Source organism: Armatimonadota bacterium, assembly GCA_013359125.1.
Lineage (GTDB): Bacteria > Armatimonadota > Fimbriimonadia > Fimbriimonadales > GBS-DC > JABWCR01.
Genome location: JABWCR010000018.1, coordinates 1 through 23,450, shown reverse-complemented (window position 1 = coordinate 23,450; position 23,450 = coordinate 1). Strand labels below are relative to the sequence as shown.

24 protein-coding genes and 2 tRNA genes are annotated in these 23,450 nt (G+C 59.3%); 14 read left to right on the top strand and 12 right to left on the bottom strand.

Features of this window, described 5'->3' with window-relative positions:
* Positions 1 to 26: 26 nt before the first annotated feature.
* The 3 genes from tnpA to pyrR form a co-directional block, all read right to left on the bottom strand.
* Complete coding sequence (gene tnpA, locus HUU60_09145; GenBank protein ID NUL82871.1) at positions 27 to 707, bottom strand: IS200/IS605 family transposase; 681 nt, start codon at positions 705 to 707, stop codon at positions 27 to 29.
* A 120-nt stretch (positions 708 to 827) separates the two neighbouring features.
* Entirely contained in the window at positions 828 to 1,712 is an 885-nt protein-coding gene (locus HUU60_09140; GenBank protein NUL82870.1) for an aspartate carbamoyltransferase catalytic subunit, read from the bottom strand.
* A complete protein-coding gene (gene pyrR, locus HUU60_09135) occupies positions 1,712 to 2,278 on the bottom strand; it encodes a bifunctional pyr operon transcriptional regulator/uracil phosphoribosyltransferase PyrR (GenBank protein ID NUL82869.1) in 567 nt (188 codons plus the stop codon). Before pyrR ends, HUU60_09140 begins: the two co-directional genes overlap by 1 nt.
* A 38-nt stretch (positions 2,279 to 2,316) precedes the next feature.
* On the opposite strand from pyrR, the gene HUU60_09130 reads away from it, so the two are divergent.
* From HUU60_09130 to HUU60_09090, 9 genes are read left to right on the top strand one after another with little or no spacing between them, the layout of a single operon-like run.
* Positions 2,317 to 3,711, top strand: a complete 1,395-nt coding sequence (locus tag HUU60_09130; protein NUL82868.1) for a rhamnulokinase — start codon at positions 2,317 to 2,319, stop codon at positions 3,709 to 3,711.
* 55 nt (positions 3,712 to 3,766) lie between these two features.
* Positions 3,767 to 4,993 (top strand): hypothetical protein, encoded by a 1,227-nt coding sequence (locus HUU60_09125; protein NUL82867.1) that lies wholly within the window; start codon positions 3,767 to 3,769, stop codon positions 4,991 to 4,993.
* 24 nt (positions 4,994 to 5,017) lie between these two features.
* Positions 5,018 to 6,340 carry an NADH-quinone oxidoreductase subunit D gene (locus tag HUU60_09120; GenBank protein NUL82866.1) on the top strand — a complete coding sequence of 441 codons (1,323 nt, stop codon included), beginning with the start codon at positions 5,018 to 5,020 and terminating at the stop codon, positions 6,338 to 6,340.
* Positions 6,337 to 8,967 (top strand): formate dehydrogenase subunit alpha, encoded by a 2,631-nt coding sequence (gene fdhF, locus HUU60_09115; GenBank protein ID NUL82865.1) that lies wholly within the window; start codon positions 6,337 to 6,339, stop codon positions 8,965 to 8,967. Before HUU60_09120 ends, fdhF begins: the two co-directional genes overlap by 4 nt.
* A complete protein-coding gene (locus tag HUU60_09110) occupies positions 8,967 to 9,845 on the top strand; it encodes a cation transporter (protein ID NUL82864.1) in 879 nt (292 codons plus the stop codon). The genes fdhF and HUU60_09110 overlap by 1 nt, the downstream gene beginning before the upstream one ends.
* Positions 9,846 to 9,885: 40 nt before the next feature.
* The gene (locus HUU60_09105; GenBank protein ID NUL82863.1) at positions 9,886 to 10,434 is read left to right on the top strand and encodes a 50S ribosome-binding GTPase; all 549 of its coding nucleotides are present in this window, start codon (positions 9,886 to 9,888) and stop codon (positions 10,432 to 10,434) included.
* The gene (locus tag HUU60_09100) at positions 10,415 to 11,854 is read left to right on the top strand and encodes a ferrous iron transporter B (GenBank protein ID NUL82862.1); all 1,440 of its coding nucleotides are present in this window, start codon (positions 10,415 to 10,417) and stop codon (positions 11,852 to 11,854) included. Before HUU60_09105 ends, HUU60_09100 begins: the two co-directional genes overlap by 20 nt.
* Positions 11,851 to 12,048 (top strand): hypothetical protein, encoded by a 198-nt coding sequence (locus HUU60_09095; GenBank protein ID NUL82861.1) that lies wholly within the window; start codon positions 11,851 to 11,853, stop codon positions 12,046 to 12,048. Before HUU60_09100 ends, HUU60_09095 begins: the two co-directional genes overlap by 4 nt.
* Positions 12,035 to 12,274, top strand: coding sequence for a ferrous iron transport protein A (locus tag HUU60_09090; GenBank protein ID NUL82860.1), 240 nt, complete (start codon positions 12,035 to 12,037; stop codon positions 12,272 to 12,274). The genes HUU60_09095 and HUU60_09090 overlap by 14 nt, the downstream gene beginning before the upstream one ends.
* Here HUU60_09090 and HUU60_09085 read toward each other — a convergent pair.
* From HUU60_09085 to HUU60_09045, 9 genes are all read right to left on the bottom strand, one after another.
* Complete coding sequence (locus HUU60_09085) at positions 12,234 to 12,599, bottom strand: hypothetical protein (GenBank protein ID NUL82859.1); 366 nt, start codon at positions 12,597 to 12,599, stop codon at positions 12,234 to 12,236. The genes HUU60_09090 and HUU60_09085 overlap by 41 nt on opposite strands.
* Positions 12,554 to 12,736 carry a hypothetical protein gene (locus tag HUU60_09080; GenBank protein ID NUL82858.1) on the bottom strand — a complete coding sequence of 61 codons (183 nt, stop codon included), beginning with the start codon at positions 12,734 to 12,736 and terminating at the stop codon, positions 12,554 to 12,556. The genes HUU60_09085 and HUU60_09080 overlap by 46 nt, the downstream gene beginning before the upstream one ends.
* A gap of 133 nt (positions 12,737 to 12,869) precedes the next feature.
* Positions 12,870 to 12,945: transfer RNA gene (locus HUU60_09075), tRNA-Arg, on the bottom strand.
* A 6-nt stretch (positions 12,946 to 12,951) separates the two neighbouring features.
* Positions 12,952 to 13,029: transfer RNA gene (locus tag HUU60_09070), tRNA-Pro, on the bottom strand.
* 157 nt (positions 13,030 to 13,186) lie between these two features.
* Entirely contained in the window at positions 13,187 to 13,672 is a 486-nt protein-coding gene (locus tag HUU60_09065; GenBank protein ID NUL82857.1) for a ComF family protein, read from the bottom strand.
* A gap of 233 nt (positions 13,673 to 13,905) precedes the next feature.
* On the bottom strand, positions 13,906 to 15,288 hold the full coding sequence (locus HUU60_09060) for a tryptophanase (protein NUL82856.1): 1,383 nt from the start codon (positions 15,286 to 15,288) through the stop codon (positions 13,906 to 13,908).
* A 3-nt stretch (positions 15,289 to 15,291) separates the two neighbouring features.
* A complete protein-coding gene (locus HUU60_09055; protein NUL82855.1) occupies positions 15,292 to 15,636 on the bottom strand; it encodes a hypothetical protein in 345 nt (114 codons plus the stop codon).
* Between the two features lie 6 nt (positions 15,637 to 15,642).
* Positions 15,643 to 15,930, bottom strand: coding sequence for a hypothetical protein (locus tag HUU60_09050; protein ID NUL82854.1), 288 nt, complete (start codon positions 15,928 to 15,930; stop codon positions 15,643 to 15,645).
* 84 nt (positions 15,931 to 16,014) lie between these two features.
* Complete coding sequence (locus HUU60_09045) at positions 16,015 to 16,632, bottom strand: superoxide dismutase (GenBank protein ID NUL82853.1); 618 nt, start codon at positions 16,630 to 16,632, stop codon at positions 16,015 to 16,017.
* Between the two features lie 162 nt (positions 16,633 to 16,794).
* On the opposite strand from HUU60_09045, the gene HUU60_09040 reads away from it, so the two are divergent.
* From HUU60_09040 to HUU60_09020, 5 genes are read left to right on the top strand one after another with little or no spacing between them, the layout of a single operon-like run.
* Positions 16,795 to 18,432, top strand: a complete 1,638-nt coding sequence (locus HUU60_09040; GenBank protein ID NUL82852.1) for an acetylxylan esterase — start codon at positions 16,795 to 16,797, stop codon at positions 18,430 to 18,432.
* 25 nt (positions 18,433 to 18,457) lie between these two features.
* Positions 18,458 to 19,936, top strand: a complete 1,479-nt coding sequence (locus HUU60_09035; GenBank protein ID NUL82851.1) for a menaquinone biosynthesis decarboxylase — start codon at positions 18,458 to 18,460, stop codon at positions 19,934 to 19,936.
* A gap of 15 nt (positions 19,937 to 19,951) precedes the next feature.
* The gene (locus tag HUU60_09030; protein ID NUL82850.1) at positions 19,952 to 20,773 is read left to right on the top strand and encodes a phytanoyl-CoA dioxygenase family protein; all 822 of its coding nucleotides are present in this window, start codon (positions 19,952 to 19,954) and stop codon (positions 20,771 to 20,773) included.
* Positions 20,763 to 22,403 carry a ribonuclease J gene (locus tag HUU60_09025; GenBank protein NUL82849.1) on the top strand — a complete coding sequence of 547 codons (1,641 nt, stop codon included), beginning with the start codon at positions 20,763 to 20,765 and terminating at the stop codon, positions 22,401 to 22,403. The genes HUU60_09030 and HUU60_09025 overlap by 11 nt, the downstream gene beginning before the upstream one ends.
* Before the next feature lie 21 nt (positions 22,404 to 22,424).
* On the top strand, positions 22,425 to 23,231 hold the full coding sequence (locus HUU60_09020; GenBank protein ID NUL82848.1) for a Stp1/IreP family PP2C-type Ser/Thr phosphatase: 807 nt from the start codon (positions 22,425 to 22,427) through the stop codon (positions 23,229 to 23,231).
* Positions 23,232 to 23,450 lie beyond the last annotated feature (219 nt).

Below are 23,450 nucleotides of genomic sequence, written 5' to 3'. Positions count from 1 at the left end.
ACGATGCCTATAAGTGTACTACGCGATCAATCGTGGACGGGTCCGTTCTTTGCCCAAGCCTTCAACTTGGCCAATCCAGCCCGCTCGGCGTTGACGACTTCTTCGTGGGTCATCCCGAGCGCCAACGCAACCTGTTCGTGCGTGCGCGGCTTCTCGCCTTTCAGCCCATAAAGCAGACCGACGACCTCTCGATGAGGCAATGGAAGCTTATCGACCAATGCCTCGACCTGCGCGTTCTTCAGCGGCGACTTGGTCGTTGGCTCGCCCCCGCCCCGTGCGGCGACGATGCCTTCTAATTGCCGCCAATTGATGGTGTCGACCAGATAGCCTTCGGCCCAGAGACTTCGCTTGCCCAGCTGACTTTCAAGCTCGGGAAAAGCCTCGAAAGCCAAATGCGCGACGCCCCGCTTGAGGTTTCCGACGATGTCGGACGGATTGTTGACCGGCTTTGCCCCCAAGATCACAATAACCTGGTTATCCTTTTGATTGAAGGAGATCAGCTCGTACTCGTACTTCTCGCAGATGTTGCCGACGAACTCCCTAAGTCGAGAGGAAAGCGGATCGGTGAGGATGGGCTTGCGACCGCGAGCATAGAAAATGAAGGAGTAGTAAATTCGGTAGACGCACGAGCCGGACGTGCGCGATTTGGCATACGGAGATCGTCCGACCTCCGATTCCAATCGAGGCGCATCAGCGTCTGTCTTCATGTTCTTGCTACAATCTCCCATTTTGCTCTGGGCTCGCCCGATTACGGGCGGGTCGCTGGCTAAGCGTTAGACAAGGATACCCAATGTCTATTGTTCCACATCTTCGTCCTTTCTTGACGCCTAATAGCGACCAAGAGCGTATTCGGTCGCTGCAATCCGTATAAAAAGCCCATTGCGAACCTGCTCGACGATGACCGACCTTGGACCGTCCGCAACCTCGTCCGTCAGCTCGACGCCCCGGTTCATCGGCCCAGGATGCATCAAAATCGCATCGGGCTTTGCCCAAGCGAGCGACTGAGCGCGGATTTGGTAGCTCTGCACATATTCGGCCAAATCGATCGCTTCCCTGTCCTGCCGCTCGGTTTGGATTCTCAGCGCCATGACGACGTCTGCGCCGTCCAACGCTTTGGCCAGACTGGTCGTAATCTCCAGGCCCTCGGGCGCGGCGTCCGGCAGCATCGACTCCGGCGCGCAAGCAACCACGCGCGCTCCCCTAGGCAACAAACAAAGAAAGTTCGACCGAGCGACCCGACTATGCCGAACATCCCCCACAATCGCCACCTTCAAGCCGTCTACCCTGCCTTTGTGCTTCATTATTGTCATCAAATCGAGCAGCGCCTGTGTCGGATGCTCGTTTCCGCCGTCGCCGGCATTGATCACCGGCACGCTCGCAAAACCGGCCGCCTCGGCGGCGGCGCCCGCTTGATGGTGCCTCAGCACGATCAGATCCATGCCCTCGGCGCAAAGGGTCAGGATCGTGTCCTTCAGCGATTCGCCCTTCTGAATGCTGCTGGAATCGCTCGCGATGGCGATCGGACGCATCTTGAGCTTATGCGCCGCATGTTCAAAGGCGACCCTCGTGCGGGTACTGGGTTCGTAGAAAAGCAGGCAGACCGTCTGATCCTTCAATGCAGGATCGGGATTCTGCGTGTTCTTCTCCCAATGCTCTGCCCGCTCGATAATCGTCTCGACCGGGCAATCCGCGATGGAAACCAGGCTCGGCATCAGCGCTCCGATCCTGGTCGGCTCTTGACGACGATCACGCGATCCTCGCCCTCCAACTCAGCCATCTTCACCAGCACAAAGTCGTTTCTCCCCGTCGGCAAGTTCTTGCCTACATAATCGGGCCTTATCGGCAGTTCTCTATGACCGCGATCGATCAGAACGGCCAATTGTACGTTGGCGGGACGCCCAAGCGTCATCACCGCATCCATCGCCGCGCGCACCGTGCGACCGGTGTAAATCACCTCGTCCACCAAGATAAGGCTTCGACCGGTCAAGTCGAACGTGATGTCGCTCTGATTGCGACCGACAGGCGTCAGCGACCGCTTTACGTCGTCCCGAAAGGCAGAGACATCGATCGAACCGTTCGGTATCGCGCAACCCTCAATCTGCGAAAGCTGAAAGGCCAATCGCTTGCCTACAGGAGCTCCTCGCTTTAGAATGCCCACGACCGCTAGCTGCTTGCCGCCCTTGTTTCGCTCCAAAATCTCGTGCGCGATCCGGGTGATAGCGCGTCGAACATCCTCGGCATCCATGACGACGGTTTCGTTGGATTCGTGAGCGGGCATCGTCCTGGTGAGTATACCTAAGTATAATCTGACGCATCGTGGGGAGCGCAATCGCCGTCGATCTGGGGGCCGAGAGCGGTCGAGTCTGTCTTGTGGGGTTTGACGGCGGTCAGGCTCGATTGCAACAGGTCGCCCGTTTCGTCAATCAGCCCGTCTTTGTTGCCGGATCGCTCCATTGGGACGCGCTGCGCCTGTTTTACGATGTTTCGGAGGGTATCCGAAAGGCACAATCGATCGAGTTGGCCGATTCGGTCGGCGTTGACGGATGGGGCGTCGATTACGGTCTGATCGATCCAAAGGGCAAACTGATCGGCAACCCCTATCACTATCGAGACGAAAGAACGGTCAAGACCTTTGACAGGGTCGTGGAAACGCTCGGACGAGAGAGAATCTACCGCCAAACGGGTATCCAACTCATGCGGATCAACACCCTCTATCAATTGGCCGCCGATCCGCCACAACCCGATTCCCGCCTGCTCTTCATGAGCGATCTGATGAACTATTGGCTATCTGGAATAGCGGCAAACGAAAGAACCATTGCCTCGACAAGCCAGTGCTACAGCCCAGATGGAAAACCATGCTCAGAATTGCTTAGAGCCGTCGGCGTCGATCCGGCGATCTTCCCAGAAACCAAGCAGCCCGCATCGATCCTTGGTAGGAGCGTCGAGTTTGGCTTGGACGTTGCCTTGCCCGCCGGACACGATACGGCCTGCGCCGTGGCCGCCGCCCCGATAGCGGCGGACGATGCCTACATCAGTTGCGGCACCTGGGCGCTGGTCGGCATCGAAACCGAGCGTCCTGTGATCAACGACGATGCGCTAAACGCTAACGTTACCAACGAAGCGGGCGCGTTTGGGACGAATCGGCTGCTGCGAAATGTCATGGGTCTATGGCTGTTGCAGCGGCTGAAGTCGGAATCGGGAATCGAGTACGACTCGTTGCTCTCCGGCGCAGAAGCCTGCTGCCAGACCGCTCCGTTGATCGATCCCGACCATCCCTCCTTGCTCGCGCCCAGTTCTATGATTGAGGCGATCAACCGTCTGAATGGCACGATGCACGGGCCGGATGTCTTAGCCGCAACGATCCTTAAGAGCCTCGCGCTTCGATTCAGATGGACGATCGATAGGCTCGAAAAGCTGACGAGCCGCAGGCTGGCTTCCATACGAATGGTCGGCGGCGGCAGCAAGAACGAGCTGCTTTGCCAATGGACGGCTAACGCGACCGGTCGTCCGGTATTTGCCGGTCCGTCGGAAGCCACGGCGATCGGCAACGGACTCTTGCAGCACGCTGCGCTCGGGCGACTGAACTCGCTCGCCGAAATCCGAAGCATTGTAACGAACTCCTTCCCAGCAAGGGAATACTCGCCGATGAACGGCGACCTTTGGGAGACGGAGCATGAGAAGTTTCTGGACATAGCGGTGGGCGGCGATTAACAGCCTGTCGAAAATCGCCTCGCAGTGGTTCCCGCTGGGCCTCAGTTACACCTTCATGATGCTCGAAGGGCCTCTGCTGCACGGAGTCCTGGGCCGATTGCCCGAACCCGCGCTCCACTTGGCGGCCAGCAACATCGCGCTGGCGCTTTCGCTGGTCATCGAAAGCCCCGTCATCATGCTGTTAGCGACGAGCATTGCGTTGGTGAAAGACGGCGGCACGTTCCTGGCGCTCAGACGATTCACCGTTTCGCTCTGCTTCTGGCTGACCGTGTTGACCGCTCTCTTGGCGTTCACCCCCCTTTACAATGTCGTTGTGTTCAGTCTATTGGATGCCCCACGGCCCATTGGCGATTCGGCCCGGCCCGCGCTCCAGATCATGCTGCTCTGGACGGCAGCCATCGGCTGGCGGCGATTCTATCAAGGCGTTCTGGTCAAGATGGGCCGGTCGTCCTTGGTCTCTTGGGGCACGGCCATCCGCTTAGGCTCTGCCGCGATAACCGCGCTCCTGCTGATTCGCTTTGCGCCTCACCTGACAGGCTCGGAGGTGTTCGGCATCGTGCTGATGGCTGCCGTAATCTCTGAGGCGCTCGTTACCACGCTCTTTGCCCGACCCCTTGTTCGTACACACTTTGCAGGCAAAGTCGAGGGGCAGCCGCTCAGCCAGCGCGCCATCCTGAAATTCCACTTGCCTTTGGCCGGCACGACGCTGTTAACTCTCTTAGCGCAGCCGATGACCGCCGCGGCGCTCTCTCGCCTGGACGACCCCAAAATGACCCTGGCCGCCTGGCCTGTAATATTCTCGACGCTGCTGGTGATTCGAGGCTGGTGCTTTGCCGTGCAAGAGATAACGGTCGCATTGTACGAAACTTCGAGCGGACGATTGCGGCAGTTTTCGTGGCTGGTCGGCTTAGGCGCGACGGGCGTCCTGGCATTGTTGGCCTTTACGCCCATCCTGCCCGCCTATCTGGAGCACGTTCTCAAAGTGGCGCCCGAACTGCGGCCTCTGGTCGTCCAAGGCTGCGAAATCTGTATCGCTTTGCCGCTTATTACCTCGCTAGGCAGTTGGGCGCGCGGCGCCCTTGTGGCAACCCAACGCACCCCAAAAGTCTACACCGGTATGGCCATCAACATTGGTTCCAACGGCGCGATGCTGGTTGCGGGGGTCCTGTTCGGCCTGCCCGGGATACTGGTCGGCACGGTCTCGTTTGTAGCGGCCGCAACGATCGAACTCGTCTATCTCGGCAAACAGGCGGCAAAGATCGCCGATAAACCTGACAGGTAGAATAGGTAGAAAGACTCAAAAGCCATGCCAGGCACAAGCGAAGGATTCTATCATCTTGAAGAGGCAGCGGCGCTGGAAACCGCCTGTTGCGGCACGGCCTGCTTTGTCGCCAGACATCGCGATCTTAAGATTTGGCACAAAGGCGAAGCCTCCAAAGTCCATTGCCTCGGCAAGTGCTATGCGGCTCCTGCATCCGCCCAAACTGCATCAGAGCCTGCGATCTACACGCTTTGCGACGACCCGATTGTGACCCCTGCGCTTCTAAACCCCGCCCAATCGCTTCAACCGTTCGACCTGTCTCCTGAGCAGATAATTGGCGAGGTCGAAGCCTCCCAACTGCGCGGCAGAGGCGGCGCGGGCTTCCCGACAGGGCGCAAAATGAGGCTCGTCCGAGACGCTCCGACGTCCGTCAAATACGTGGTCGCCAATGCCGACGAAGGCGACTCCGGCGCCTACATCGACCGAACGATTATGGAGCGCGACCCTTTCGGCTTCATCGACGGCCTGATCCTCGCCATGCGCGCTGTCGGAGCGACCAAAGGCTTCGTCTATCTTCGCGCCGAATATCCCCAGTGCCAAACTCCCCTGCAATCAGCGATCGACAGCCAATCGGACTTCCAAATCGAGATCGTAATGGGCAAAGGCAGCTACATCTGTGGCGAAGAAACCGCCATGCTCAACTCCATCGAAGGCAAACGACCGGAAGTCCGAGTCCGCCCGCCCTTCCCCGGTCAATACGGGCTTTGGGGCGCGCCGACCCTGGTCAACAACGTCGAGACGCTCTATAACCTGCCCTGGATCGCGCAGCATGGCGGCGAGGCCTATGCCCAGAGAGGGCTCAACAAAAGCCGCGGAACCAAGCTCCTCTCGCTCAACTCGCTCTTTGGCAAGCCGGGCCTCTACGAAGTCGAGTTCGGCGCACCCGTATCCAAGATCATCGCTTCTGCGGGCGGCGTCCCTAATCTTAAAGGCGCGCTGATCGGCGGACCGCTTGCAGGCGTCGTTCATCCGGACGAACTGGAAACGCCGCTTGGATTTGAGGAACTCGCCGCTATCGGCGCATCGGTCGGCCACGGAGGCATGATCGCGTTCGACGATAGGACCTCCATACGAGACCTTGCGCTCCACATAATGCGGTTCGGCGCGGACGAGTCGTGCGGCAAGTGCCTTCCGTGCCATTTAGGCGCCCCTGCCGCCGCTAGGGAGCTCGCCAACGGTGCAAGCCGCGCTCGCCTCATGGAACTGGCCGAAGCGCTCAAACAGGCCAGCCTTTGCGGGCACGGCGGCGGACTGGGCGACTTTTTGCTCTCCGTGCTGCACAAATACCCAGAGGAATTCGCCGCATGATAGCCGCCCGCATCAATGGCCTGGACGTATCGGTCGAACAGGGGGCATCGATCTTAAGCGCGGTCTCTCAGGCGGGCATCGAACTCCCTTCCCTCTGCCACGACCCGCGGCTCAAGCCGTATGGCGCCTGCCGATTGTGCATGGTCAAAGCCAACGGCAGAGCGGTTGCAGCCTGCACGACCGAACTGCTCGAAGGCGATACGATCGAAACCCATCCTAGCGATATTGAGGCACAGCGGCGAACGATTCTCAGCCTCCTTGCCGAGAACTTTCCGCCAGGCGATGGGAATTCACAGTTTGAAATGTGTTTGGATCGCTACGACATCAAACCGGCTGGCAAACGGCGAGAGCAACCGGACGAATCGCACACCTACCTCCGAGTAGACATGGATCGATGCATCCATTGCAACCGTTGCGTCCGCATCTGCGACGAGGTTCAAGGCCAATTCGTCTGGCAAGTCGTCGGTCGGGGAGAACTCACTCGCATCGTTCCCGATTCGCATGGCAAAATGGCCGACAGCAGTTGCGTCAGTTGCGGCGCGTGCGTCGATGCCTGCCCATCGGGCGCATTGACGGACAAAGAGTCGGGCCGAGCCGATCAATGGACGCGCACGACCTGTCCCTATTGCGGCGTCGGCTGCGAGATGAGGGTCGGAACCCACAACGGCCGCATCGTCAACATCCGCCCAGCGCTCGATGCCCCGGTCAATCGGGGACACCTTTGCGTCAAGGGTCGGTATGCGTTTCAATACGTAACCGCGCCAGACAGGATTATCCGACCGATGATTCGAACGAACGATCGATGGGAAGAAGTTGATTGGGAGCAGGCGATCGAACACGCCGCAGACGCGCTGACCCGCATTCTAGACGACCACGGGCCCGATTCGATCGGCATTCTTGGATCGGCAAGAGCCACGAACGAAGAGAACTACGTCGCCCAAAAGTTCGCCCGCGCCGTGATCGGGACCAACAACGTCGATTGCTGCGCCCGCGTCTGCCACGCCCCCAGCGCCTATGCTTTGCGAGAAATGCTGGGCACGGGAGCCGCTACCAACAGCTTCGCCGACATCGAACAGGCTGAAACGATCCTCGTCTGCGGCGCCAATCCAACCGAAAACCATCCGATCGTCGGCGCCAGAATACGGCAACGAAAACTGAACGGCGCTCGCCTCATCGTGATCGATCCCCGGCGCACCGAGCTGGCCGCCATCGCCGATATCCACCTGCGGCCGGTTCCGGGCACGAACATACCGCTGTTCCACGCCATCGCCTGCGCCATCGCCGACCTCGGCGCTATCGATGAAGCTTTCGTGCGCGAGCGCACGGAAGACCTTCAGACCTACCTTGCCTTTGTTCGACAATTCTCGCCAGAGAAAGCCTCTGGAATCTGCGGACTGCCTGCCCAAGACATCCGTCGCGCCGCCGAACTTTACGCCTGCCACAAGCCCGCAATCTCCTTCCACGGTCTGGGACTCACCGAGCACCATCAAGGCTCCGAAACGGTCATGTCGCTCATCAATCTCGCCCTGTTGACCGGAAACATCGGCAAGCCCGGTACCGGCGTCAACCCGTTAAGAGGCCAGAACAACGTTCAAGGCTCTGCCCACATGGGATGCGAACCGAACCACCTGACCGGATTCGCGCCGCTGCTCGATAAGGCCGACCAGTTCGAAAAAATCTGGAACCATCCAATCCCCCGCACAATGGGCATGAATCTGCTGGAAATGATGGACGCCGCCGAACACGGACGCTTGCAAGCGCTGTGGGCGTTCGGTTATGACATCCTGATGACCAACCCCAACGTGCAGCGCACTCGCCAAGCCCTTAATCGCATCCCGTTCATAATAATCCAGGACCTCTTCATGACCGAAACGGCGCGCGAGTTTGGATCGGTCTTTTTCCCGGCCGCTTCGTCTTACGAGAAAGACGGCACATTCATGAACGGCGACCGGCACATCCAAAGAGTTCGCGCCGCCATACCGCTTCAAGGCGACTCTAAACCCGACTGGCAGCCGTTCTGCGATGTGGCCAAAGCCATGGGCAAAAGCGTTGCGCTCGACTATGCGTCCGCCGAAGAGATTTGGAACGAAATCCGCAAGGTCTGGCCAGGCGGCGCTGGCATCGCTTATGCTCGCCTCGACCAGCGATCCCTGCAGTGGCCCTGCCCCAGCGAGGAACATCCCGGCACCCAGATCGTCCACAAGGATCAATTTGCGCACGGCCAAAAAGCCCGATTCAGATGTATCGAATACGAGCCGACCGAAGAAACAACCGACGAAGATTATCCGATTCTCCTGGTAACGGGACGCGCGCTCTACCACTTCAACGCCGGCACAATGACCATGCGCACGCCCAACGCCCGACTGAGACCTAACGACACCCTCGACCTCCACCCGGAAGACGCCAGCGCCCTCGGCCTGAGCGACGGCCAATTCGCCGTGATTAAAAGCCGCCGAGGCCAGATCAAACTCGCAGTCCGAATCACCGACCAAGTAGCCAAGGGACAGGCCTTCTCTACGTTCCATTCCGCCGAGCCTCTCATCAATCTGCTCACTAGCGATGTTCGCGACAAACAGACCCTTGCGCCGGAATACAAGGTAACCGCGGTCAGAGTGGCTCCCGCATAATGAACCAGGTCCTCAAACACACTGCCCGTCTGGTGATGTTGGCCTTTGCGATCAATGCTGTGCTTGCGCTGGCAAAGGGGACTGCAGGAGCCATTGGCAACAGTTTCGCCCTTGTCGCCGATGCGATCGAAAGCGGAGGCGACCTGGTAACGGGGCTGGTCGTTTGGGCAGGACTGCGATATGCGGCCAAACCGCCGGACGACAATCATCCTTATGGCCATGGCAAGGCCGAACCGCTCGCCTCGGTCGTCGTCTCGGCAGCGCTGCTTCTTTCGGCAGCCATCATCGTTTATCAAAGCATCAAACACATCCTAACTCCCCACGCCCTGCCAGAGCCTTTCACCATATTCGTTTTGATCGGCGTCGTGGCGATCAAAGAAACGATGTACCGAATCGTCCATAGGGCGGGCAAGAAGATCGGATCAGGCGCGGTCATGTTAGACGCTTGGCATCATCGAGGCGACGCCATCACATCCTTGGCGGTCTTCTTTGGAATCTTGATCGCCCTCTACTTCGGGCCGGGCTACGAAGCGGCGGACGATTGGGCGGCGCTGGTCGCCGCGGGCGTCATCGCCTACAACGCCTATCGATTGGGCCGCCCAGCGATCGACGAACTGACCGATGTCGCGCCCGATCCAGCCATTGAGGCCGCCGTCCGACAAGCGGCAGAAAACGTGCCCGGCGTGCTCGGTACCGATAAATGCTTCGTCCGAAAAATGGGCTTGGATTACTATGTCGATCTGCACGTCGAGGTGGACGGCAGTCTCAGCGTTTCGTCCGGCCACCAGATCGCTCACGATGTGAAAGACGCTATCCGAGCGGCGCAACCAAGGGTCGTCGAAGCGCTGATCCACATCGAACCGTTCGACGAGGCTTGACATTTAGCCATGCTAAACAATATAATCTTGACGAACCCGAATGAACATAGGCAAGATGCTGAGGGCTAAGCGGCGCGCCAAGGACGAAAGCGCATCAGAGCGCACCGTGCTGATCGTTGGCAATCCCAACGTGGGCAAGAGCCTGCTCTTCCATCGCCTCACCGGTCGATACGTTACCGTTTCCAACTACCCGGGCACCACGGTTGAGATCTCAAAAGGCGTCATGCGGCATCGCGGACAGACCTATCGAATCATCGACACGCCGGGAATGTACTCGCTCAACCCGATTACCGACGAAGAGCGCGTGGCAAGAAACATGCTCCTGAAATCCAAGGACGCCCTCGTGCTCCACATCGTCGATGCCAAATGCCTAGACCGAATGTTGCCGCTGACGGGCGAACTGATCGAGGCCAACCTTCCCATCGTCCTTATCGTCAACATGGTGGACGAATTAGAAAAACGAAACCAGCGCATCGACCAGGCCGCCCTTCAATCCCGATTGCGGATACCCGTTATCTGCGCCGCTTGCCTTCAAAATCGAGGCGTAAGCGAAATCCGCCAGGAGATTCATGGCTTCTTCAATCGCTGAACGACCGGTCGACTACGATCCGCGGATCGAGAGCGCGATCATAGAGATCGAACGAGCCATCGGCGATGAATCGGCTACCGGCAGAGCAAAAGCCATCTTGCTGCTTCAAGGCGACGAGGAACTTGCCAAAGAACTTCCCCACACTGTCGCACCCCAGATCGATCGAATCCGCGCCGACCTCGATATGCCCGCCGACTGGATCATCGCCCAAGCCAGACAAGCATGGGCCAAAAGCGTCTCGGACGGCATCGCAATCGGCACAGAAGAGCGCAAGCAAAGGACGTTCGCAGACTGGCTCGGCAGGGTCTGTATGCATCCCATCTACGGCTTGCCTTTTCTTTTTGCGGCGCTCTATTTTGGCCTCTATCAGTTCGTAGGCATTTTCGGCGCGGGCACAGTGGTCGAGCTGATCGAGAGCGGGCTGTTCGGCGAGTACGTCAACCCTTGGGTTTCGGGCTGGGTCGAACGCCTGATTCCCTTCGCCCCGATCCAGGAACTGCTTGTCGGCGAGTACGGCGTCTGGACTCTGGGCGTTACCTATGCCATAGCGCTGGTGTTGCCAATCGTAACTTTCTTCTTCCTCGTGTTCGCTCTCTTAGAGGATTCGGGCTATCTGCCCCGCCTAGCGCTCTTGATCGACCGCGCATTCAAGAAAATGGGCCTCAACGGTCGCGCTGTGATCCCGATAGTGCTGGGTTTTGGATGCGATACCATGGCGACCGTCGTAACCCGAGTCTTAGAGACTCGCCGCGAACGGGTTATAACGACCATGCTTTTAAGCCTCACCATCCCATGCTCCGCTCAGTTAGGCGTCGTGCTGGCTCTGCTCAGCAAACATCCGACAGGCTTAGCGATCTGGGCGGGAGTGCTTTGCCTGGTCTTTCTGTTTGCAGGGTTCTTGGCGGCCAAGGCGCTGCCTGGACAATCGGCGCCGTTCTACATGGACATTCCGCCTATGCGCTTCCCCAACATTGGCAACGTGATCGCCAAGACCTTATCGCGCCTGCAATGGTACTTTATGGAAGTGTTCCCGCTGTTCGTCATCGCCAGCGCGGTCGTCTGGCTAGGACAGATAATTGGGCTGTTCGACCTCGCAATCGCGGCGATTCAACCCCTGGTGAGACTCTTGGAACTGCCCTCCGAAGCCGCCGTCGCGTTTCTATTTGGGTTCTTCAGACGCGACTACGGCGCTGCCGGGCTTTTCCAACTTCAAGAGAACAACCTTCTGACAGGCAACCAACTCCTGGTCGCTTCGATCACTTTGACCCTCTTCGTGCCTTGCATCGCACAGTTTCTCATCACTTTCCGCGAGCGAGGCAGTAAAATGGCCTTTGGAATGCTGGCCTTTACGCTCCTGATCGCAGTAGCGGTCGGCTGGTTGACGAGCATCGCGCTGAACGCGCTTGGAATAACGGTATGAAAACCCTTTGTGGCTTCTGCGGGCTAGAGTTGGAAGAAGAACAGGTCGCTAAGGCCTGTAGCGGTTGCGGCGCTTTTGGCGGTTGTAAACTGGTCAAGTGCCCGCGATGCGGCTACGAACAAGCGCGAGAGCCGGACTGGCTCAAGCGAATTCGATCCTGGTTTGGGTCAAAGGCTCAACATGAACCTAACTGAGGTCAAAAAAGGCCAAACGGCTGTCGTCGCAGAGGTCATGCGAGACGAATTGGGCCATTGGAGAAAACTGTTCGCGCTCGGCCTCTCGCCCGGGGCCGAGATCACTGTAGTCCAGCGGTGGCCGACCGTCGTGCTTCAGATCGGAATGGCACAGGTCGCCGTGGACAGCTCGATGGCCAAAATGATCACCGTCGAACTGGCGGTTTCCCGGTCGCCTCGCTCATGATAGCGGCCGCAAGCCGATCGGCGTCCGAATAGACCTCGACCGCCTTCTCGTCAAGTTTCTTGAGGAACGTCTCGCCGATGTCGCTGGCCCGATCCCCGGCCACGCGACCCTCGGCCATCAGACGCCGCCTAAGCGCAGGATCCCGTATCAGTTTGAGCGCGGCCTGCGGCACCCCGGTCAGATCCTCGCCCGACAGATAGCGCAAGATGAAGTTCTGATAGAAGTTGCGAATGGTCGAAGGCGGATTGTAGACCGTCTTGTTCGCCTTCCACTGCGATACTAATCGGTCCCAGAATCCGGACTTTCTTTGTCCTCGGTCGACCAACCTCTCAGCTTCGCCCTTTGCAGCTCTTCCAACTTCGCGCGTTCCATACCTCGCAACATCTCCTGGTTGAGTAGTTCGTCGAAGCCTTTCGGCGCTTCGGGCACGGTATCGCGCAACGGCTTGGCTCGCGGCCTCATCGCCTGCCTCCCTGAGTTCCCGCTCCGCCTTTGTTATACCACGCCGTACTTGATCGTGAATGTTGCGCAGAGCGCCCGTCCAAGCATTCCAATTGCCGCGTCGAAGTCGGTCTGGACCGTCGAAATGAGTTGATGGCGCGCCCGGAGGGACTCGAACCCCCAACCCCCAGATCCGAAGTCTGGTGCTCTATCCATTGAGCTACGGGCGCACTTTGTGGTCGGGGCGCCCGGACTTGAACCGGGGACCTCTTGCACCCCATGCAAGCGCGCTAGCCATACTGCGCCACGCCCCGTTTAGGGATGTAATAATACCCGATACATGGCAAAAGCGGCTCGCCAAAGGAACAAGACGAGCCGCCTGCATTGGAGGGCGATCCATGGTTGACCGCTTAGTTTTTTTGCTGTGTCCTTGTGGACCCAACCTTCCTTCCTTGAGGTAGCAACAAACCCTTAGACCGCATCGACCGGCGATAGGTTCCCAACGTCTTTGGCCAGTTCGCGGGTAGCCGTCAACACGCTCACTTCCCTTGCACCCGCCCCTTTCAAAGCCTCGGCGCAGTGGTGAGCCGTGCTCCCGCTGGTCAGAACATCGTCGATCAACAACAGCCTCGCACCCTCGACGCTCGCACGATCAGGAACTTGAAACGCGTCTTGAAGATTGCGCCATCGCTCTGCCGCCGAGATCCTTGCCTGAGCGGGCGTATGGCGAATTCGTACCGCAGACTCCATGATCGGCGTTCCGATCGCGCCTGAAACTTCCCTCGCCAGCAAGACCGCCTGATTAAAGCCGCGATCGCGAAAGCGTTTGGGATGGATGGGAATCGGCACGATCGCATCGACATAGTTCATCGGAGCGCCCCAACGACCCTTGTGCGCTTCGGCCATGGCCCTGCCAAGCGGAATCGACGCTCTTTGCCATCGGTCGTATTTGAGCATGAGCACTGCCCGACGTGCGGGACCTTCATGCTCGTAAGGCGCCCGAGCCGTATCAAATGCCCAACTGGCGCCGAAACAATGCAAACAGGCCTCTTCTTCTATCGGCGCGCCGCACCGCCGACAGGCGATCCCTCGGATCTCTGGCAATACCGAACGACAGAGCTCGCAGAATCCATCTAGAGAGAATCCCCTGCAACCAGAGCAGCGGCGAGGATAGAGCCCGTCTAACAGACTTAAGGAATCGGCTCGAACCATGCGGAAAAGTGGCGCAAAAACTCGGGCTGTTGGGCAATCCGATATCCTTTCAATTCGCTGCGGCGTTCGTAAACGGCCAGTATCGCCTCCACCGTGTAGTCAACATGGCTCTGCGTGTAGACACGGCGCGGAATGGCCAACCGCACTAACTCGCGATTTGCAGGCGTTTCGCGCCCCGTAGCCGGATCGGGCTTTCCAAACATCACCGTCCCAATTTCGCACGATCGAATGCCGCCTTCGCGATACAGTTCGACCGCTAGCGACTGGCCCGGATAGCAATGCGCCGGAATCTGCGGCAGCATCGCGCCCGCATCGATGTAGATCGCATGTCCGCCCGGCGGCTGAATGATCGGAACCCCCTGCGACGAGATGTGTTCGCCCAAATACCGGGTGGAGGCAAAGCGGTACTGCAAGTACTGCTCGTCCAACGCCTCGTACAGCCCAACGCTCATCGATTCTAAGTCCCGTCCCGCCAAACCGCCATAGGTCGGAAAACCCTCGGTCAGTATCAGCAGCTCCTTCTCCTGCTGAGCCAACCGATCATCGTTGCTGCAAAGAAACCCGCCAATGTTGCTGATTCCGTCCTTCTTGGCCGACATCGTGCAGCCGTCGGCCAGACTGAACATCTCCCGAGCGATCTCTAGCGGCGACTGATCGGCATATCCTCGCTCTCCCAATTTGATAAAGTAAGCGTTTTCGGCAAACCGACAGGCATCCAGATAGAGCGGCAGCCCGTATCGATCGCAGATCGTTCGGACATCCTTAATATTGGCCATAGAGACCGGCTGCCCGCCGCCGGAATTGTTGGTGATCGTCAGCATCACCAAAGGCACGTTGTCCGGCCCTTCCTTCTGGATCAATCGCTCTAAAGCCTCTGCATCCATGTTGCCTTTGAAGGGATGCCGCGCCTGCGCATCGCGAGATTCCGCGCAAGGAAGGTCGATTGCGACGCCTCCCAAATACTCGATGTTCGCGCGGGTGGTGTCAAAGTGAGCATTGTTCGGCACAACGTTGCCCGGCTTGACGACCGAGGCAAAGAGGATGCGCTCGGCAGCCCGGCCCTGGTGGACGGGGATTACATTCTTAAAGCCAAATATCTCCTTGACGCTCTGCTCAAACCGCACCCAACTCCTGCTCCCAGCGTACGATTCGTCTCCCTTCATCATCGCCGACCATTGATCCGCGCTGAGCGCCGAAGTGCCCGAGTCGGTCAGCAGATCGATCATCACATCGTCGGACTTGATCAAAAAGAGGTTGTAATGCGCCTCTTCCAAGACCTTCTCGCGCTGCGCGCGGTCGGTGATTTTGATCGGTTCGACGACCTTGATGCGGAATGGCTCGATAATCGTCTTGAAACCCAACGCCTAACCCCTCAACTGCTGTTGCTGTTCGATCTCTTGCATCCGGCGCTCCATGTCGCGCAATCGCTCCTGAATGTGCTCCATGTTCGCGTTGATGCTCATGTCAAACTCGCCCGATGTCTGGCGCAGTTCGCTCAACTCTCTTTGAATCTGCTCTAAAACTGATTTGGCGTCCCGTCCCAGGCTCTTGTCGCCCTTCAAGCCCGACTGCGCCTCCAATTCGCGCCGGCGCACGTCCAATTCCAGCATCTTGGCCCGACTGTTGAAGTAGGCGCTGATGATTTGCGAGCCGAATATCGAGCCAAAAACGATGCCGACGATGATGACCGTGCCAATCTCGCATCCCATGTTTCGTTATGGCAACCTATTCTCGACGCTGGCCCGCTGACCTTCCAAATGCTCCAACCGCTGCCGAAGCTGCTCCATGTTGTCCTGAAGGCTCAAATCGAACTCCGTAGAGGTCTGTCTCAACTCGGCCAATTCCCTTCGCAGCCGCTCGATCTCGGCCCTGTCCGTCTCATTCGCCTTAACGTTCGCAGCCTGAATCTGGGCCATCTCCCTCCTGTGCCTTGCCCAACTATTGAAGAGCACCGGCCCAAAGATCAGAACGACGGCTACCAACGGCACCAAATCTTCAAACATGCGATTCCCCAAGGGATATTGTACCGGTAACAAAGAGGCGCCCGCTGTGCGGACGCCTCTAAACCGAGCAGAACGGCCAAAAACCTACTTTCGAGCGTTGGCAAACCGAGCGTTCACCGTCTGCCAATCGATCATCTGGACGAAAGCGTCCAAATACTTTGCGCGAGCCGTCTGAAAGTCCAGATAGTAGGCGTGCTCATAGGTATCCATTGCCAACAGGGCCGAGGCGTTCCAAATAGGAAACGTGTTTTGCGCGTCGCCAATGTAGTTGAACAGGCTGCCATCCTCGTGATCGTAGCCCAGCCACACCCATCCGCGCGCGGCAATGCCCGTCGCCTTCAGATCGGCTGCCCAACGATCGAACGAACCAAAGGCCTTTACGATCGCCGCGTTCAGCTCGGCGCTGGGCTCGCTCGTGCCGCCGCCCAGATTGTCAAAGTAAAGCTCGTGGTTCTTGACGCCGCCCAAAGCGAACGTGTAATCCACCTTGAGCGAGCGAATCAGACTGTACGACTGATTCGCCTTGCCAAAGTCGTCGCTGGTCAATTCGGACAAAGCCTTGCGAATCTCGTTGGTCTTGTTGACGTATCCTTGGTAAAGCTTATGATGCTCTTCGTGAGTCTTGCGCGAGATGCCGACCTTTTCGGTATCAAAGATCTTCTCGGGCAGAGGCTTTGCAGTTACCTGAACGATGTCGGGCATATGATGAGACCTCCCATGTGCGGTTGGTGAGCCGAGGGCGCCAACAGCCAGCAATCCAGATATCGCGAGGAAACCTCGACGCGTTAGCTGCGGTTCGTGGCTCACGCCCACAATTATACCAGCGAGGAAGGATTCACAGACCCCGTAGGTGAACCTTAGAACGTGCAACCCAGAACGCTCGAAACGCCTATGATCCCTCTGCCGCCGAGCAACAAGGCCGAGTGGGTCTCCCGCGCCCGAATCCTCAAAACGCAAACGGGCTTGGCGACGAGCCTTTTCCCCATGCTCGACCGCGACTATCGAGCGCCCATGCGCCAGACCGCTGGCGAAACCGCCGACTATACGCTCGAGCGGGTCGCCATCGAGAGCCTCGCAGGACTGTTCGTAACCGGCAGCCTCTGGCTGCCCAAAAAAAACGGCAAACGGCCCGCCATGCTCCAAGCGCACGGCCACTTTCAGGAAGGCCGCCTGAACAAGGCCGACCTGATCCGCGCCGAAACGCTAGCCCGATCGGGCTATATCGTCTTCGCTTGGGATATGGTCGGATACAACGATTGCGACCAGATTCCGCACAATTGGGAAGCGAGCGACCTACAGAAGCTCTATGGCTTCAGCCAGATGGCGCTCCAGACCCTGCACTCGCGCCGCGCGCTGGACTTTGTCCTTTCGCTGCCCAACGTCGATCCCAAGCGCGTCGGCATGAGCGGAATCTCGGGAGGCGGCACGCAAACCTTCATCCTGGCCGCCATCGAGGAGCGGCTCTCCCTCAGCGTGCCCGTCAAGATGGTCTCGGCCCATATGCAGGGCGGATGCATTTGCGAAAACGCGCCGTCCTTAAGAACCTTCGCCGGCAACGGAGAGATCGCCGCGCTCGCCGCGCCTAGACCAATGCTCCTGATCTCGGACACAGGCGACTGGACGAAGGACAACCCCAAGGAGATCGTCCCCATGGCGCGCGCCGTCTACCGCACTCTGGGCGCCGAGGCCAACTTCGCCCATGCGCATTGCGACGAAGGCCATCAGTTCGGCCCGCCCGCCCGCGCCGCCTACTATCAATTCCTTACAAAGCAGTTCGGCCCGCCCGATCAGCCCTTTATCGACAAGGAGCCGGAGTTTGAACTGAGCGCTTATCGAGTGTGGAAGGACGACTTCCGGCGTCCAGCTGGAGTTTCGTCGGTCGATCAAGCCTTCGAACAGTGGAAAATGGAAGCCGCTCGCGCCAACATCCGAGCCCGCGAGCAACCCAACGCCGGCAGAGACGGCAGAGCCGCCTTTCGAGCCCTGGTCGGCGCAGGCGTGGGCGCCTCCATGCACAAAGAAGGGCGGCGAATCATCGTCGTCGCCGACGACCGGCCCGGCGCCCCCGTCCTCATCTGCGAAAGGGAACCCGGCGGCGCCCTGGCCGAAAGAATGGCGCTCGCAATCGGGGGCATGCGACCCCGGAACGCCGCGATCTACCGAGTTCTGGAGTTCCACGCCCCTCCCGTCCAACCCTCCAAATATTACGACGCCTACAACTGGACGCCCGCCGCGCACAAAGCGCGCGCCGTTCATGCCGTTCTGCGCTTTCTATCGGCCGAGCACGGCGATCGCGAAGTCGGCGTCCTGGCCGAAGGCGAGGACGCGGTCTGCGCCCTGATCGGCGCGGTCGGCTTCGAGCGCCTGCTGCCCTCGCGCTTTGTCGGAGTCGGCAACGGAAGCCCGGAAGAGCTCGTCAAGCGCTGCAACATCCCCCACCTGATGCGGCTCGGCGGATTCGACACCGCCCAGCGCATCGCGCCGGTAACCCTAATCCCATAAAGCCCTGGCAGGTAGACTCTGCCCGATGGCTTATTCCGACTATCAGCAATTCTTGGCGCGCTTGGAGCAAGAGGGCGAACTCAAACGCATAACCCATCCCCTCGATCCCTATCTCGAAATCACCGAAGTGGCCGACCGCGCGATGAAGAGCGACGGGCCGGCGCTGCTGATCGAAAATCCCGTCGGGTCGCAATACCCGCTTTGCATCAACGCCTTTGGCTCCAGGCGGCGCATGAGCATGGCCTTGGGCGTAGACGACTTTGAAGAGATCGCAGCGGAAATCGACGACCTGCTAAAGCCGGAGCTGCCCGAGCCGCGGCCAGGCCTCCTCGGCAAAGCGCTCTCCATCCCCCAAGTCCTGCCTCAATTGGGCAAACTCTTCAACGTCGCCAAGTCGTTGCCGCCCGAGTTGCTGACTTCGGCGATCTCTCAAGAGGTCGTCAAGACGGGCGATCAGATCGACCTTTTCGAGTTCCCCCACCTGCACTGCTGGCCGCTGGACGGCGGGCGCTATATCACCCTGCCCTTGGTCTTCACGCACGATCCCAACACCGGCAAGCGCAACGTCGGGATGTACCGGATTCAGGTGTTGGAAAAGGCCAAAACCGCCATGCATTGGCAGGCGCACAAGGTGGGCGCCGAGCATTATCGCCGCGCCGAAGAGCGCAATCAACCGATCCATGTCGCCGTCGCCCTCGGAGGCGATCCGGCTCTTACTTTCGCCGCCGTCGCACCCTTGCCGCCCGCCATCGACGAGCTGATGTTCGCCGGATTTGTCCGAAAAAAGCCCGTCCAAATGGTCAAGGCGAAAACCGTCGATCTGATGGTGCCCGCCGACGCCGAGATCGTGATCGAAGGCATCGTCAACCCCGGCGAGCGATGCACCGAAGGCCCGTTCGGCGACCACACGGGATACTACAGCCTCGCCGATGAGTACCCCGTATTTCACATAACGGCGGTAACGCATCGAGCGAAGCCGGTCTATCCCGCCACCATCGTCGGCATCCCGCCCATGGAGGACGGCTGGATCGGCAAAGCGGTCGAACGCATCTTCCTGCCCTTGGTCAAAACCACCATGCCCGAGATCATCGACATGCACCTGCCCGTGCACGGCTGCTTTCACAACGTCTGCTTGGTCTCTATCAAAAAGCGGTATCCGGGGCACGCCTTTAAGGTGATGCACGGGCTGTGGGGGTTGGGGCAGTTGATGTTCAGCAAGTTCATTTTCGTCTTTGACGAGGACGTGAACGTGCAGGATCTGAACGAGGCGATCTGGCGGCTGGGCGCGAACGTCGATCCTGCCCGCGACTCCTGCATCGTGAAGGGGCCGGTCGACGTGCTCGATCACACTAGCCCCATCATGGGTTTGGGCGGCAAGCTGGGCCTGGACGCCACGCACAAATGGCCTGGAGAGGGCTTTCAGCGCGAATGGCCGGACGTGATCACAATGTCGCCCGAAGTCAAAAGTCGCATCGATTCGATCTGGGATCGGCTTGGTCTATAATAGGGGACCTCAAACATGACCGAACCCCCATCGCCTTTGAGCCCCGAGCAGATCGAACAGTACCACGAAGAGGGCTGGGTACTAGCCAAAGGGTTCTTCTCGTCCGCGCAGGCCGAAGAATGGCGGCGGGAGGCTCACGCGCTCTTTTCTAGGGTTCAAAACGCGGCCAACGAAGGCTGGGGCAGCGGCGCAAAGATCACCGATCAACCGCGAGCGCTGCTCCATTGCCACAATCCGCAATACCACTCGGCCAGCCTTCAGCAACTGATTTTCAGTCCGAAACTGGCCGCAGCCTTCTCTCAACTGATCGGACCGAACGTCCAGCTCCATCACGCCAAGCTCTTTGTCAAACCGCCGGAGAAGGGAGCGCCGTTTCCGTTGCACCAGGATTGCCCCTTCTTTCCGCACGAGCGGCACACCATGATGGCCGCCATCGTCCACTTTGACGAAGCGACCGAAGAGAAAGGCTGCGTGCGCGTTGTGCCCGGCTCGCACAAATTGGGCCCGCTGCAGCACAACTCTGACGGCGGATGGCATCTGCCGGTGGATCGATACCCGCTCGAGTCGGCTGTCCCCTGCCCCGCGTCCGCAGGCGACGCGCTCTTCTTTACCTATCTGACCATTCACGGCTCCGGCGTCAATAGATCGGACGAAGCGCGAACCACGCTCCTGATCCAAGTCCGCGACCCCGAAGACCGACCGACGGAAATCACCCACCTTTCTCGCGGCCAGGGCGCGATGCTCCACGGGATCGACCCTGGCGCCGATGCCGATGTCGGCGTCGATTCGCGCTCTCGCTACCTAACGCAGTTCAAGGAGGCGGCCATTGGCCATTGAATTCATCCCGCTCGGCGGATGCGGCGAAATCGGCAAGAACATGAACGTCGTTCGTTGCCAAGATCGCATCGTAGTGGTCGACGCCGGTCTATCGTTCCCGACAGAAGATATGCACGGCGTGGACATTGTAACGCCCGACGCCACCTACCTGATCGAGCGCAAAAACGAGATCGAAGGCATCGTGCTGACCCACGGGCACGAAGACCACACCGGCGCGCTGCCCTTCCTTCTAAAGAAGATAACATGCCCGATCTATGGCTCTAAGATGACGCTGGCCCTGGTGCGCAACAAACTGGCCGAAAAGGGCGTCAAAGCCGAACTGATCGAGATCGATCCCGCCGAGCCGTTCCAACTCGGCGTCTTTCGCATCGAGCCGGTGCGAGTTACGCACAGCATCCCCGAATCGCTGGCCATCGCCGTGCACACGCCCGAAGGCACGGTCTTCTTTACCGGCGATTTTAAGTTCGACCACACACCTGTGGACGGCGCCATCACCGATTGGACTCGATTGGCGCGGATCGGCGCGGACGGCGTCAAACTGCTCCTAAGCGACTCCACCAATGTCGAGCGACCCGGATGGGGCGAATCGGAAAGCAAAGTCGGCGAAGCCCTCTTCTGGCTTTTCAACGAATGCCCCGGACGCATCCTCGTAACCAGTTTCGCCTCCAACATCCATCGCGTTCAGCAAGTGTTCGAAGTCGCCGAAGTCTACGACCGCAAAGTGTTCGTGCTGGGGCGGCGCATGGAGCAGAACGTGCAGGCCGCCATTGAGCTGGGCTACATCAAGCCCAAACCTGGCGTCTACACCAACTTCAAACGCATCGACGATTACCCCGACAACGAGATCGTGGTCGTCACCACCGGCAGCCAAGGCGAACCGCTCTCGGCCCTTACCCTCATGTCGCAAGAAGAGTACTCGAAGCTCAAACTCAAGGCGGGCGACAGCGTCATCATCGCCGCCACGCCCATCCCCGGCAACGAAAGCCTCGTCTGGCGCACGGTCAATCGCCTCACCCGCCTGGGCGTCAAGGTCTATTACGACCGAATCGAACCCGTGCACGTCTCTGGCCACGCGCAACAGGAAGAGCTGAAACTGATGATCGCCCTCACCAAGCCCGAATACATCGCCCCCGTGCACGGAGAGCCCAGACACCAATTGCTCTACCTGGAACTCGCCAAAAAAATGGGCTACGCCGCCGAAAAGATGTTCGTGCCTGAGAATGGCAGTCGGCTTGTCATTGACGAACAGGGCGCGCGAATGGCCGAACCCGTCCACGCGGGAAGACTGCTGATCGAAGAAGGCGCCCCCGACGGCGTTTCGGAAACCGTCATCCACCACCGGCGGCATATGGCGGAGGACGGCATCCTGATCGTTACGGTGGGGCTGAGCGCCGAGCGCGGCGGCATCCAATACGGCCCGGAGGTGATCGCGAGAGGCTTTGATTGGAACAGCGAGACCGACCAAGAGGCCGCTATCGAGGTCGCCCGCGCCACGGTAAACGAACTGGTGCGAGAAGAACAGCGCGACTGGGACGCCGTGCGCTCCGAACTGGCCAACGCCCTCAAGATCTTCTGCCGAAAGAAGCTCAGCCGCCGGCCCATGGTCATCCCCATCGTCATCGAGGCTTAACCCATGCCAGAAGAGATCACCATGGAGCTTGCACGACCCGAGATCGACCCGATCGAGGCGCCGCCGCTCCGCGTTGTGCCCATCTTCCAAATAGCCGCCAAAACCGACATCGGCAAAGCCCGCGAGAACAACGAAGACAAGTACGAGTTCTTCATTCCGACAGAAGAGCCCGCGCTCGCGGCGCGAGGATCGGTCTTTGTAGTGTGCGACGGCATGGGCGGGCACGAAGCCGGACAGATAGCGAGCGAACTGGCCTGCAAAACCTTCCTCTACCAATACTATCACGGCTCCGGATCGCCCGAAACCGCCGCCCGACAAGCCGTGCTGGAAGCCAACAGCCAGATTTACCGCATGGGGCAAACCATCCCCTCTCGCAACGGCATGGGCACCACGCTGACCGCCCTCATCCTGTGCCAAGACAAAGCGATTATCGCCCACGTCGGCGACAGCCGATGCTACCGCCTTTTGGACGGGGCGTTCGAAATGCTGACCGAGGACCACACCATCGTGCACGAATGGGTCAAACAAGGCACGATCACCGAGGAACAGGCCAAAACCCACCCCTATCGCAACGCGCTGCACCAAGCCCTGGGCGTCCAAGCCGGCGTCGAACCTCACGTCGCAACCTATGAGTTGACGGGCGCGGAGACCTTCCTTCTCTGCTCCGATGGGGTCAACGAACACATAGAGGATACAGAACTGGCGCAAACGCTGACCGAATACGGCCCGTCCGAAGCCGCCTGGAAGTTGATCGACCGCGCCCTGGCCAACGGCGGCAGCGACAACGCGACCGTGCTGATCGTGCAGCTGACCGGGCTTTCATCGTAAGGTCAAGCCTCGTGCCTGCCTAGCGCCCCCAAAGTACCGCCGGCGTCCCCGCCGGCCCTCTTCGCTTCCTCCACGCCCGCTGTATCGGAACGCCAGGCTCCTGCCTGGCACGTTCTTTCGGCTCGCGAGGACGCTCGCCCTCCCGGCCCGATCCCTCTTCCCGTACAGGCCATTCTTCCCCCTAAAATCGAAGATTTTGGGGGGAAGATACAGAAGGGG

Excerpts from the sequence above, each read along its gene's own strand:
- HUU60_09140 (NUL82870.1), bottom strand. The coding sequence starts at position 1,712 with ATGCCGAGCCTGGTTTCCATCGCGGATTGCCCGGTCGAGACGATTATC.
- HUU60_09030 (NUL82850.1), top strand. The coding sequence starts at position 19,952 with ATGACCGAACCCCCATCGCCTTTGAGCCCCGAGCAGATCGAACAGTAC.
- HUU60_09120 (NUL82866.1), top strand. The coding sequence starts at position 5,018 with ATGCCAGGCACAAGCGAAGGATTCTATCATCTTGAAGAGGCAGCGGCG.
- HUU60_09020 (NUL82848.1), top strand. The coding sequence starts at position 22,425 with ATGGAGCTTGCACGACCCGAGATCGACCCGATCGAGGCGCCGCCGCTC.
- HUU60_09045 (NUL82853.1), bottom strand. The coding sequence starts at position 16,632 with ATGCCCGACATCGTTCAGGTAACTGCAAAGCCTCTGCCCGAGAAGATC.
- HUU60_09105 (NUL82863.1), top strand. The coding sequence starts at position 9,886 with ATGAACATAGGCAAGATGCTGAGGGCTAAGCGGCGCGCCAAGGACGAA.
- HUU60_09035 (NUL82851.1), top strand. The coding sequence starts at position 18,458 with ATGGCTTATTCCGACTATCAGCAATTCTTGGCGCGCTTGGAGCAAGAG.
- tnpA (NUL82871.1), bottom strand. The coding sequence starts at position 707 with ATGAAGACAGACGCTGATGCGCCTCGATTGGAATCGGAGGTCGGACGA.
- HUU60_09125 (NUL82867.1), top strand. The coding sequence starts at position 3,767 with ATGATGCTCGAAGGGCCTCTGCTGCACGGAGTCCTGGGCCGATTGCCC.
- pyrR (NUL82869.1), bottom strand. The coding sequence starts at position 2,278 with ATGCCCGCTCACGAATCCAACGAAACCGTCGTCATGGATGCCGAGGAT.
- HUU60_09095 (NUL82861.1), top strand. The coding sequence starts at position 11,851 with ATGAAAACCCTTTGTGGCTTCTGCGGGCTAGAGTTGGAAGAAGAACAG.
- HUU60_09110 (NUL82864.1), top strand. The coding sequence starts at position 8,967 with ATGAACCAGGTCCTCAAACACACTGCCCGTCTGGTGATGTTGGCCTTT.
- HUU60_09080 (NUL82858.1), bottom strand. The coding sequence starts at position 12,736 with ATGAGGCCGCGAGCCAAGCCGTTGCGCGATACCGTGCCCGAAGCGCCG.
- HUU60_09065 (NUL82857.1), bottom strand. The coding sequence starts at position 13,672 with ATGCTCAAATACGACCGATGGCAAAGAGCGTCGATTCCGCTTGGCAGG.
- HUU60_09100 (NUL82862.1), top strand. The coding sequence starts at position 10,415 with ATGGCTTCTTCAATCGCTGAACGACCGGTCGACTACGATCCGCGGATC.
- fdhF (NUL82865.1), top strand. The coding sequence starts at position 6,337 with ATGATAGCCGCCCGCATCAATGGCCTGGACGTATCGGTCGAACAGGGG.
- HUU60_09050 (NUL82854.1), bottom strand. The coding sequence starts at position 15,930 with ATGTTTGAAGATTTGGTGCCGTTGGTAGCCGTCGTTCTGATCTTTGGG.
- HUU60_09090 (NUL82860.1), top strand. The coding sequence starts at position 12,035 with ATGAACCTAACTGAGGTCAAAAAAGGCCAAACGGCTGTCGTCGCAGAG.
- HUU60_09055 (NUL82855.1), bottom strand. The coding sequence starts at position 15,636 with ATGGGATGCGAGATTGGCACGGTCATCATCGTCGGCATCGTTTTTGGC.